10 protein-coding genes are annotated in these 10,695 nt (G+C 63.2%); 1 reads left to right on the top strand and 9 read right to left on the bottom strand.

Going from position 1 to position 10,695, the window contains the following annotated elements; translation table 11 throughout:
* From AB4Y80_RS09785 to AB4Y80_RS09760, 6 genes are all read right to left on the bottom strand, one after another.
* Positions 1–206, bottom strand: a 206-nt coding sequence (locus AB4Y80_RS09785) for a TetR/AcrR family transcriptional regulator (protein WP_442213899.1), incomplete at its 3' end; no start/stop codon positions are given.
* Between the two features lie 52 nt (positions 207–258).
* On the bottom strand, positions 259–2,118 hold the full coding sequence (locus AB4Y80_RS09780; RefSeq protein ID WP_442213898.1) for an AMP-dependent synthetase/ligase: 1,860 nt from the start codon (positions 2,116–2,118) through the stop codon (positions 259–261).
* Positions 2,119–2,301: 183 nt separating this feature from the next.
* Positions 2,302–3,333 carry an acyl-CoA dehydrogenase family protein gene (locus AB4Y80_RS09775; protein WP_442213896.1) on the bottom strand — a complete coding sequence of 344 codons (1,032 nt, stop codon included), beginning with the start codon at positions 3,331–3,333 and terminating at the stop codon, positions 2,302–2,304.
* On the bottom strand, positions 3,330–4,472 hold the full coding sequence (locus AB4Y80_RS09770; RefSeq protein WP_442213895.1) for an acyl-CoA dehydrogenase family protein: 1,143 nt from the start codon (positions 4,470–4,472) through the stop codon (positions 3,330–3,332). Before AB4Y80_RS09770 ends, AB4Y80_RS09775 begins: the two co-directional genes overlap by 4 nt.
* A gap of 6 nt (positions 4,473–4,478) precedes the next feature.
* Complete coding sequence (locus AB4Y80_RS09765; RefSeq protein WP_442213894.1) at positions 4,479–5,294, bottom strand: enoyl-CoA hydratase/isomerase family protein; 816 nt, start codon at positions 5,292–5,294, stop codon at positions 4,479–4,481.
* Positions 5,291–6,493, bottom strand: coding sequence for a CaiB/BaiF CoA transferase family protein (locus tag AB4Y80_RS09760; RefSeq protein ID WP_442213892.1), 1,203 nt, complete (start codon positions 6,491–6,493; stop codon positions 5,291–5,293). Before AB4Y80_RS09760 ends, AB4Y80_RS09765 begins: the two co-directional genes overlap by 4 nt.
* A gap of 189 nt (positions 6,494–6,682) precedes the next feature.
* Here AB4Y80_RS09760 and AB4Y80_RS09755 point away from each other — a divergent pair, with 189 nt between their 5' ends.
* Positions 6,683–7,396 carry a nitroreductase gene (locus AB4Y80_RS09755; RefSeq protein WP_442213891.1) on the top strand — a complete coding sequence of 238 codons (714 nt, stop codon included), beginning with the start codon at positions 6,683–6,685 and terminating at the stop codon, positions 7,394–7,396.
* A gap of 22 nt (positions 7,397–7,418) precedes the next feature.
* Here the strand turns inward: AB4Y80_RS09755 and csrA are convergent, their stop codons facing one another.
* Genes csrA through AB4Y80_RS09740 form a run of 3 tightly spaced genes read right to left on the bottom strand, consistent with a single transcriptional unit; the run spans position 7,419 to position 10,689 of the window.
* Positions 7,419–7,691 carry a carbon storage regulator CsrA gene (gene csrA / locus AB4Y80_RS09750; RefSeq protein WP_442213890.1) on the bottom strand — a complete coding sequence of 91 codons (273 nt, stop codon included), beginning with the start codon at positions 7,689–7,691 and terminating at the stop codon, positions 7,419–7,421.
* Between the two features lie 45 nt (positions 7,692–7,736).
* Positions 7,737–8,699 carry a hypothetical protein gene (locus AB4Y80_RS09745; RefSeq protein WP_442213889.1) on the bottom strand — a complete coding sequence of 321 codons (963 nt, stop codon included), beginning with the start codon at positions 8,697–8,699 and terminating at the stop codon, positions 7,737–7,739.
* Complete coding sequence (locus AB4Y80_RS09740) at positions 8,677–10,689, bottom strand: flagellar biosynthesis protein FlhA (RefSeq protein ID WP_442213902.1); 2,013 nt, start codon at positions 10,687–10,689, stop codon at positions 8,677–8,679. Before AB4Y80_RS09740 ends, AB4Y80_RS09745 begins: the two co-directional genes overlap by 23 nt.
* Between the last annotated feature and the right edge of the window lie 6 nt (positions 10,690–10,695).

Genomic DNA, 10,695 nt, shown 5'->3' with positions numbered 1-10,695 from the left:
AGATGCGACTTGGTGGGAACCGTGCGGTACAGCGTCGCCCGGGAAATATCGAGCTTTTCGGCCACCGCGTCAATGGAGACGCCCTCATAGCCGTTCTCCGCAAACACCGCCGCGGCGGCCTCCGCAACGGCATTAAAGTCAATCTCCAGACGTGGCCGCCCCACAGCATTCTTCTCCCGCTTGGACGGGGCAGAATCAACCGTCATGACACCTCACCCTCTCCTCGACGCAGCCGCCGCACACCAGCACCCTCGCACGCTAACGCGCGTACATTGACTCAATTTCATGTGCATACTTCTCGTAAATGACCTTCCGCTTCATCTTCAGCGTCAGCGTCAGCTCCTCAGAGCCCGGCCCCCACAGTAGCGGGAGGACCGTGAATTTCTTGATCTGTTCGGGGCGGGAAAGGCGGGCGTTTCCACGATTCACGGCAGCCTGAATCGAATCGCGCACGCACTCGTCCCGGGCCCAGCCCTGAATGTCCGTGGGGTCGAGCTGAAATTCGGCAGCGTAGCCGGCAAGCGTCTCGGCGTTGAGGGATATCAAAGCGGTGTTATAGCCGCGCCGGTCACCAATCGCCACCACGAAGCCGATCAAGGAGGACTCGTCTTTAATGGCGGCTTCGATAGTGAGCGGCGACATGGTCTTGCCGGCGGAGTTGATCAACACCTCCTTCTTCCTGTCTATGAAGGTGATGAAGCCCTCGTCGTCGATCTGCGCAATGTCGCCCGTTCCGAACCAGCCATCCCCATCGAACGCCGCAGCGGTCTCTTCGGGGAGGTTTCGATACCCTTCCATGTTGAAGGGTGATCTCACCAGCAACTCACCGTCGGGGCCAAGCTTCATCTCGACACCGGGCAGTGCCTGGCCGGCCGTCGAGCATTTGAAATTATCTACCCGGTTGAAGATTGAAAGAGCCGTTTCGCTCGAGCCGTACGATTCGAGCAAGGGGACGCCTGCCGCCCGGAAGAAATAGGTGAGTTCGGGAGAACAGGGTGCGCCCCCCGTGTAGGCAGAGACAAGCTTGCCCAGACCATGGTCATCCAAAATGGGGCCCAGAACAACCCGAGCCGCGTCCCGCGCGCTCTCTAGTCGATGAGCCAGGGCAGCATCGATATCCTTGCCTCTCTCCTGAGATTTCGCAAGCATCATGCCGCTCTCGAGCCCCTTGCCCACGAGGTCACGAGCGGCTTCGTCTGGCATGGCGGCGACAGCGGCCAGGATGGAGGCCTGGAATTTCTCGAATACGCGCGGCACAGCCATCATCGTGTCCGGGCTCGACGCCTTGAGTGCGTCGGCGGCTTGGCGCATCTCCGGACAGGCAGTGATCGACGCCCCGTGAATCAGCGCCAGATAGTGCACGCTCATCCTCCCGCCCATGTGGGCGAGAGGCAGGAACGAAACAAGATTTTCGACGGAGACGGGAATGCCGGCATGAAGGGCACGCAGCTGGGCCATCACCCGCCCGTGGGTGTACTCGACTCCTTTGGGCGGCCCGGTGGTGCCGGAAGTGAAAATGATTGTCAATAGGTCCGTGGGCTGGACAGCGCCCCACACCTCATCGAAAGGGAAGTCTTCGGCACAGCTGGCTTCCAGGTCCGCGAGGGTAAGAATGCGATCATCGCAGGCCTCCACGTCATCGATGACGATGATGTGGGACACCTGGTCATCGAGTGAGGGAATTGCAGCCAACAAGGACGGAAGAAGGTCCCGTTGCGTCACAACCACTCTGGCACCGGAGCTCCTCAACTGATGCCGGATCTGCTCGGCGGAGGAAGTGGTGAAGATGCCAAACGCAAGTGCACCCAAGTGAGCGGTCGCATAGTCAAGCATGTGGTTCTCAGGCAGGTTGGTGGCCAAGAATGCGACGGAGTCGCCGCGGTGTACACCGATCGCCCGAAGTCCCCCGGCGATCGTACGAATCCTCTCATTGAGCTGGCGCCATGTGAGTTGGAAGGACCGGTCGATGCTCTGCAGCGCGACCTTCTCCGGATACTGTTTTACGATTGCCTGGAACGCCTCGCACGCTGTGGCAGCCTGGATGGACTTCGATTCCGGGTTGGTTAATGAGTGGCGCTCTGTGGGCGGCAGTACCGCCCTGGTTGTTACGGGTGTCATCGACGTCCCTTTCCGTGGATAGGCATGTCCGCTGGCCGCTCGGCGGCTAATTCCATCAGCCTTCCACCGATCGTGACCGGTCTCATGTCTCGCCAATCATCCATGTTCCACCTCCGGCATCTTTGTATGGACCAATCCTCAATGGAATTGATTATGGCATAAGTAATCTCAAAATAATGCGAGCTACACCTCCTGCGGCGAGGAAGTCATCTCATCCCACAAGGCCGCTTCGCCGCAAGCCAACGCACGGTTGCCCAGGTACTCAATCGAATCAAACTCGGACTCATCCCGGTCACGCAGCGTCCAGAGTTTTCGGGTGAAGTGGTGGAGCGGGTACTCATCGGTCACGCCCATGGCGCCGTGCAGCTGGTGTGCCCTGCCGGCGACCGCACTTGCCATTGTCGAGGCCATGACACGCGCAATTGCCCCAGCAGTACGGCCCGCCTCGGGGTTTGCCATCGKGCCACCAAGACAGGCCAGTGCCCTGCTCCGCGCGGCAAGCGCCTGCTCGATGTATGTGGACATCAGCGCCAGACTTGACGCGACAGCTGGGACATTGAGTAGGGGTGCATCAAACTGCTCCCGAGTGGAAACGTATTCACGGGTCAAATCAAAGGCCCCTTGAGCGACACCGATCAGTTCACTGGCGCGCAAGATTCCCAACCTCAACCTGATTTCATCTCCCGACGGGGCATCAGGAATCCGCCGGAATGTGGCGTTCGTAAACACGATCCGGCTTCCTGGGATTCCTGCAATGTCACCTCCTGCGTCCGCAAGAACCGCATCGGAACGCAGATCAACGAGAACCGGGTCGGACTCCTCAGTCAGGAGAACCACCCCTCGCGCACTGGGAGCCCAGGGCACGTGCTTGATCTCCCCGCTCACGCATCCGTTCTCGAATGTGAGCGAGCCGGGGGACACCAGGATCGTCTCGAAGTCACCTCGCTCCCCTTCAACCCGCTGTGAGACCCAGGCCGCCGTGGACGCTTCCGCGAAGGGTGTCGTAATACCCTTTCGGGCAAGCTCGGTGCACACAACCAGGAGGTCCTCCAGCTCTCCGCCAGAGCCTCCGCGTTCCTCCGCGATGCCGATATGAAGCAAGCCAAGCTCAACGATCGTCTCCCAGACGTCAGGGAGGCCCCCTTCCCGCGGCCTTACTCCATTGGAAGCGAGGCTGCCGATCACGCCGGTCAGTTCGTCTACGAGTTCGGTCATGCTGATGCCACCTGTTTCGCGATAATCGAGAGAAGAACGTCGGATGCGCCCCCGCGGATACTGAAACCGGGCGAGGCAAGAAGAGACTCACGGTAAAGGCGCTCACCCTCCGGATCACCGACCACCTTTCGGGCGAAGTCAATGACATCCGTCTCGAACGCGTTGCCGAGGAGCTTAAGCGTTGCGGCACGGGCAATCGAGGGCATGCCCTCATCGAGGGAGCGGGCGATTTCCATGCCGAGGCGGCGAAGGGTTGCAAGCCGGGCCACAAGCATCCCCAACTCCCTATGCAGGCCCCGATCCTCGGAGCCTGCGAGGGCAGCCAAGGCCGAAGCGAGCAGTGGATAGGTCGTCAGCACGCGCTCTGGTCCACCGCGTTCGAATGATAGTTGCTCCACAACCTGTGACCAACCATTCCCGCATTCGCCGATCAAGTAGTGATCAGGAACGAAGACGTCTTCAAGAGTAAACTCGTTGAAGTGGTGCTCCCCGGACATGTCGACTATGGGCGAAACGGTGACCCCGGGTTCCTGCATGTCGACAATAAACTCGCTGAGCCCACGATGCTTCCGACCTTCAACGCTCGTGCGCGCCAGCAGATAGGCGTGCGATGCCTTGTGGGCGTTGCTGGTCCAGGTCTTGCGGCCAGAAACCCGCCACCCACCTTGGACCTTCCGGGCGCTGGTCTTTACCGCAGCAAGATCGGACCCCGCAGTAGGTTCGCTCATTCCCAGGCAGAACACGAGTTCCCCCGAGGTGATTCGAGGGAGGATTTCTTCCTGGAGCCGGGGGTTGCCGTGGCGCAGGATCGATGGCCCGATCTGTCGGTCCCCGATCCAGTGAGCGGCAACCGGCGCACCTGCCCGAAGAAGTTCCTCCGTGACGACGAACCGGTCCACGGCGGTGCATTCGCCACCACCGAACGACTTCGGCCAGGTCATGCCTATGAGGCCCCGACCGGCAAGTGCCTTGCTGAAGTCAAGGTCAAACGATCTCAGCCAGGCATCGGGACGAGGACGGTATCGACCGTCTGCACGCCACTCTTCCACGAGCTCGCGCACCTGCCACCGTAGCTCGCCGGCACTTCTGGGGCCATCAACCAGCGCGTGACTTGTCTGCGATTCTGCCATTTGCGTCATCTCCTTCTACGCCCCGTTGAAACGGGGTTGACGTCGCTCTTTCGACGCGGCAATTCCTTCGGCAAAATCCTCCGTCGCCCTGAGCTGCGCCTGCTCGGCCAACTCATGTCGCATCGCTTCGACGACTTCAGAAGCGAGATCTCCGCGCAGCGTAGCGCGGATGCTTCGCACGGCCAGCGGCGCCGCGGCCGCTATTTCCACCGCGAATGCGATCGCGGAACTGAGGAGCTCTTCGGGCTCGGCCAGCCGGTCACAGAGTCCGATGTCGACTGCCTCTTGCCCACCCACACTTCGCCCAGTAAATAGGAGGTCTGCAGCCTTCTGCCGGCCCACCACCATCGGCAAGGTGACCGACAGGCCGAAACCCTGATGGAATCCGAGCCGCGAGAAGTTTGCAGAAATGCGCGCAGTCCTCGACACGACACGGAAGTCGGCCGAGAGGGCCAGCCCCGTGCCACCGCCGATGGCCGCTCCCTGGATTGCTGCAACGACGGGCAGACTTGTTTGAAACAGTACGGCCGCGGCCGAGTACAGTTTCGTCGCCCCCTCGTCAGCGGATACGGGTTCTGCATCACTGGATCCGGTGAAGTCGGCCCCGGCACAGAAGTGCTTTCCATTGGAGCTTAAGACGATTGCGCGGATATCGGTTTCCAGCTCGAGCCGGCGATAGATGCTACCGAGAGACTCAAGTAGGGAAACGTCGAAGTAGTTCGCAGGCGGGCGTTGGATCTGAACGCAAGCCACATAGGGCGCCGCGAGCGTCACGGTGACTTCACCGTCGCCCATCATCGACAGATCGGCTGCGTTTTCTGTCTTGCTCATACTTGTGCCTCCCGTCGTCTCGCGGTCCCACCGTTGGTCAATTCGGCGGAGCCCTGGAGTCGGCGCCCAGCAAGAAAAGCCTCGGTGTCACCGATTCCCCATGCCTCCAGCGACAGGTGTGGGTCGGCGTCGGCTGAGAGGGGAGCACGCGGCCGGCCCGGCGGGGTGCGGCTGAAGCGGGGGGCCGGGGAGGGCTGCAAGACGCCACCAACCTCCACGAAGGTGCCTCGGGCAATATTAGGCGGATACCGCTTGGCTTCCTCCAAGCTCAAGACAGGCGCGAAGCACGCGTCCGTCCCTTCAAATGCCGACTCCCAGTGTTGGCGAGTGCGCTGTGCGATAACCGATGCGATCCGCTCCCGCAGAGAAGGCCATGCCTCTGGTCGGGCTCGCTCTTCCTCGTCAGCGTCAAGACCGAGAACACTCATGAACTCGGCATAGAACTTGGGCTCGATCGCCCCTACTGCAATATATTTCTCATCCGACGTGGGATAGACGTCATACCAAGGGCGTCCCGAGTCAAGCAAATTCGTTCCTCGTTCATCCTTCCACTGGTCGATGTCCATCATCCCGTGGATGGGGAGCAACAGCGAGATTACACCGTCGACAATCGCGGCGTCGATCACCTGGCCCCGACCTGACGTGCGCGCTTCGAACACCGCCGCGAGAAGGCCGAATGCAAAGTAGAGCGAGCCCCCGCCGAAGTCGCCAAGCAAGTTGAGGGGAATCGTGGGTGGACGGTCCTTCTGACCGATGGCGTGCAGCGCGCCTGTAATAGCGAGGTAGGAAATGTCGTGTCCGGCCGTCCTGGCCAGCGGACCGTCCTGCCCCCAGCCCGTCATTCGCCCATAGACTAGCCCGGGGTTGCGTTTCCAGCAGTCTTCCGGCCCAAGCCCCAGACGCTCGGTGACTCCGGGACGGTTCCCTTCGATAATCACATCGGCGCTCTCAGCGAGGTCGAGGACCATCTCGAGACCCTCAGGAGTGCGAACGTCAATCGTCACTGCTTGCTTGTTGCGTCGCATTGGATCGTTGCCAGGCTGCATCAGGCTCGCTGCGCCGCCCGGGCGCTCAATTTGGAGCACATTGGCGCCGAGGTCGCCCAGGAGCATGGCAGCGAACGGTCCGGGACCCAACCCCGATAATTCCAGAACCTTAAGGCCCTTGAGAGGCCCCGAGAAATGTGGTAATGCAGCCATCGTGCCCTCTTTGCTTGTTAATGCTCATGGAACAGCATTGGTAATGTTCTGATTCGGGTCTATTATTTATGAGACGCTTGATCACAAAATATACCGGTGTGAGTGGGACCGTCAAGCCAGCGGCGCGGACACATCCTGGGTCGCTTGGCCGCCGCGAGCCACTGCCCGGGAGAGGCCAAGGAGATTTTGATGGACACTGGACGCTCCAACCCGCACCGTGACACTGGCAGCAGCGGGACGCTGGAAGACCTACTCTCCCATCGCTGGAGCTGTCGGGCGTTCACGCCCCACGCAGTTCCCCGCGAAACGGTGGAACGGGTCCTGCGCATCGCCCAGCGTTCGGCCTCCTGGTGCAACACCCAACCGTGGCGAGTCATTGTAACTGAAAAGGCGGGCACAGACGGATTCCGCAAGGCGCTTTCGGAGCACGCCCGCTCCCATGCCCCGGAAACGGATTTCTCCTTTCCCGGCTTCTACACCGGAATTCATCGGGAAAGGCGTAAGAAGAGCGGCCAACAACTCTACGAAGCCGCGGGCATTTCCCCAGGAGATCGCGCCGCGTCGCTGGCGCAGGCAGCCAAGAACTTTGACCTCTTCGGGGCACCCCACGTGGCTATAGTCACCGTCGAGGACAGCATGGGGGTATACGGCGCCCTCGATGTCGGCGTATATGTGGGTTCATTCCTGCTGGCCATAGAAGCCGAGGGGCTGGGCGGGATTCCTCAAGCAGCGCTGGCGATGCATTCCCCCCTCGTGCGAAAGCATTTCAACATCCCCAAAAACGAGCGCATTCTTCTGGGCATCTCTTTCGGACACCCCGACATGACCGACCCCGTCAACCACTTCCGCACGTCGCGGGCCAGTTTGGAGGACACGGTCAGATGGGAGACTTGTGACGATTAAGGCTCCCCAGGCGTGCGTCCCCCTAGTCGGCGGGCCCCAGCCCCAGCGCCGCCATGATCAACGCCTCCGGGCTTGCCCCGTCGGGGCCGGCCACGGCGGAACCGACCGAACTTTGCGCGGCCTCCCGGTTGTTCGCGGACACGGCCTCCACCACCTCACTGCGGTGAATGCTCACATCGCGGGGCGCCTCAATGCCGATGCGGACGCCTTCACCGCGGCCGCCATCGAGGATGGTTACCGTGATGTTCTCGCCAATGATGATCTTCTCGCCGATCTTGCGGGTCAATACCAGCATGCAGTTCCTTCCATGGATGTGCTGCTAGGCCCAGTCTAGCGTGGCTTAAAGCACAGGCGAGGTTGCCTGGTAGCCGTCCACCCAGCCCACCGGATATCCGAGCTCGTTGACGGTTTCCGGGGTGGCCGTGTCGGCAGAACCCAGCACGGCCAGGGCCTCGGGAACGGAGAACCAGGACGCCTGACGCACCCAGGCCTGCGTGTCCGCCGGCTTGTGTGCCGCGTCCACCACGAGCCACACCTGGTCCGGGCGGACCGAGGAGAGGATTGACGGATTGGAGGACCGGCGCTGTCCAATGCTGAAGGCGATCAACAGCGGCTTGCCGTCGACGGCCGCCAGCGCCTGGACCTTCTTCACTTCACCGCTGTCGATGATGACGTGGTCGAAGCCTTCCTGGCGGTAGTCGCCCGCGGTGCGCAGTTCCGCCCCGGATTCGAGCGCGCGCATCATGCTCCACGCCGTGCGCAGCGGCTGGTCGCGCAGTCCCACGAGCACGATCAGGTCCCCGGGCTGCGTGGAGGGCCGGGGGACGTCCGGGTCGCCCCCGGGCATCGCCGCACCCGCCCCGTCCGGCTCGGCCACCAGGTCCGCCACCCGCCCGGCCACCGATTCGCCCGGCGCAACAGCGCCGATCCGTTCCGTCATCCGGTCCAGGATCGCGTCGAAGTCGGGTTTCTGCGTGGAGACGGTCTTTTGCCTGGGCGCGATGACGCGGTCGGCGTCGTCGGCGTCGGCCAGCAGGTTGGCCAAGCCGCGCCGCGTGCTGGGCCGCCCGCGGGAGCCTCTCTCGCGGGACAAACCCCGGGGCGCAGGGTCGTCGTCGTTCGACGCCGGACGGCCGTCCACCTCGACCGTCACCTCAAAGGATGTGATGGCCCCCAGGCCGAACAGGCCGCCCGTTTGGACGCGTTCGGCCCGGATGATGCGGGCCCTGGATCCGTACGTGTCGAAGAGCTGCCAGCGCAGGCTCTCCAGGCTGTGTCCCCTAAGCTGAAATTGACTGGGCACCGCGCACAACTCCTACCGTTTCGATCGTTGGGTTGCCGGCCGTCGCCTCCGTGTAGGACACCACGGGAAGTCCCTTGACGCGCCCGGACACCAGCCGCCATATTGCGGGGCGCAGGGCGGGGGCGCAGACCAGGACCGGACTGCGCCCGGCATTTTCGGCCGCCGCATTGGTTTCCGTCACGGCCACCAGGAACGCCTCGATCCGGCTCGCATCAAGGACAATCTGGGTGCCAAGTTCCGAGGGGCGCAGCCCCTCCAGCAAGGCCTGTTCCAGGCCGGGGTCGATCATCAGCACCGCCAGCGAGCCGCCGTCGAGGTACTTGTCGGCGATGACAGGGCCCAGCGCGGTCCGGGCGGCCTCGATCAGCGCCTCGGGCTCCGTGCTCTTTTTCGCGTGCAGGGACAGGGCCTCGTAGATCCGCGGGAGGTCATTGATGGGCACCTGCTCGCCCAGCAGGCCCTGCAGGACCCGCTGGACCTCGCCCAGGGACAGCATGCCCGGAACCAGTTCGTCAACGATTGACGGGGAGATCTCCTTGACCCCTTCGGTGAGCACGCGGACGTCCTCCCGGCTGAGCAGGCGGGCGGCATTGGCGCTGACAATGGAGGACAGATGGGTGATGAGCACGGACACCCGGTCAATGACGGTGGCCCCGGACATTTCGGCGCTGTGCCGCATCTCGGCGGGAATCCACTTGCCGGCCAGCCCAAACACCGGTTCCACGGTGGGCGTGCCGGGCAGCGCGGACAGGTGGTCGCCCAGGGCCAAGACCCGCCCGGCGGGCGCGCTCCCCCGCCCGGCCTCGACGCCGGCGATCCGGATCACGTAGGTGGACTGCGGCAATTCCACATGGTCGCGGGTGCGCACCGGGGGCACCACCACGCCCATCTCCATGGCCACCTTGTGCCGCAGCGCCCGGATCCGGGCCAGCAGGTCGTCCGCGGAGCCGGAGACCAGGTCCACCAGATCGGTGGACAGCTGGATCTCCAGCGGCTGCACCCGCATCTGCTCCAGGATGTCCTCCGTGGTTTCGGCCTGCGGCGCCAGCGCCGTCGCCTCCAATGCGGCCGTCCTGGCGGCCGAGATCTCCGCCTCCTTCACGCGCTGGCCGATGAACAGCAGGACCGCCCCGACGGCCAGGAACAAGAACACCGGCATGCCCGGAATGATGGACATGATGATGGCCGCGGTCCCGGCCACGAGCAGGGCCGAGCGTGACTGCGTCAGCTGCAGCGCCGCCGTCGAGCCCATGTCGGAGGAGGCGTTGGAGCGGGTGACGATCATGCCCGTGGCCACGGCCATCAGCAGCGCCGGAATCTGCGAGACCAGGCCGTCGCCGACGGAGAGCAGCGAGTACGTGTTCACGGCATCGGCGATGTCCATGCCGCGCTGGAGCATGCCGATGGCGATGCCGCCGACCAGGTTGATGATGATGATGATGATGCCGACGATCGCGTCGCCCTTGACGAACTTCGAGGCCCCGTCCATGGCGCCGTAGAAGTCGGCCTCGGCGGAGACCTCGACCCGGCGCTCCTTGGCCTCGACGTCGCTGATCAGGCCGGCGTTGAGGTCCGCGTCGATGGCCATCTGCTTGCCCGGCATGGCGTCCAGGGTGAAGCGGGCGCCGACCTCGGCGACCCGTTCGGCACCCTTGGTCACCACCACGAACTGGATGACCACCAGGATCAGGAAGATCACCCCGCCGATGATCAGGTTCCCGCTGACGGTCACCTCGCCAAACGCCTGGATCACCTGCCCGGCGTGCGCCTGCCCCAGCACCAGGCGGGTGGAGGCGACGTTAAGCCCGAGCCTGAACAGGGTGGCCACGAGCAGCAGCGACGGAAAGACGGAAAAGTCGAGCGGCTTCTTCACGAACATGCTGTTCATCAGCACCAGCAGGGCAAAGACGATGTTGATGATGATCAGCACGTCCAGCAGCATGGCCGGGATCGGCACCACCAGGAGCAGCACGATGCCCACCACACCCATGGGGAT

Source organism: Specibacter sp. RAF43 (assembly GCF_052114065.1).
Lineage (GTDB): Bacteria > Actinomycetota > Actinomycetes > Actinomycetales > Micrococcaceae > Specibacter.
Note: the sequence above shows the minus strand (reverse complement) of the source record. Positions and strands in the feature narration are given on the sequence as shown.

Excerpts from the sequence above, each read along its gene's own strand:
- AB4Y80_RS09770 (WP_442213895.1), bottom strand. The coding sequence starts at position 4,472 with ATGACGCAAATGGCAGAATCGCAGACAAGTCACGCGCTGGTTGATGGC.
- csrA (WP_442213890.1), bottom strand. The coding sequence starts at position 7,691 with ATGCTGGTATTGACCCGCAAGATCGGCGAGAAGATCATCATTGGCGAG.
- AB4Y80_RS09780 (WP_442213898.1), bottom strand. The coding sequence starts at position 2,118 with ATGACACCCGTAACAACCAGGGCGGTACTGCCGCCCACAGAGCGCCAC.
- AB4Y80_RS09740 (WP_442213902.1), bottom strand. The coding sequence starts at position 10,689 with ATGGGTGTGGTGGGCATCGTGCTGCTCCTGGTGGTGCCGATCCCGGCC.
- AB4Y80_RS09765 (WP_442213894.1), bottom strand. The coding sequence starts at position 5,294 with ATGAGCAAGACAGAAAACGCAGCCGATCTGTCGATGATGGGCGACGGT.
- AB4Y80_RS09760 (WP_442213892.1), bottom strand. The coding sequence starts at position 6,493 with ATGGCTGCATTACCACATTTCTCGGGGCCTCTCAAGGGCCTTAAGGTT.
- AB4Y80_RS09755 (WP_442213891.1), top strand. The coding sequence starts at position 6,683 with ATGGACACTGGACGCTCCAACCCGCACCGTGACACTGGCAGCAGCGGG.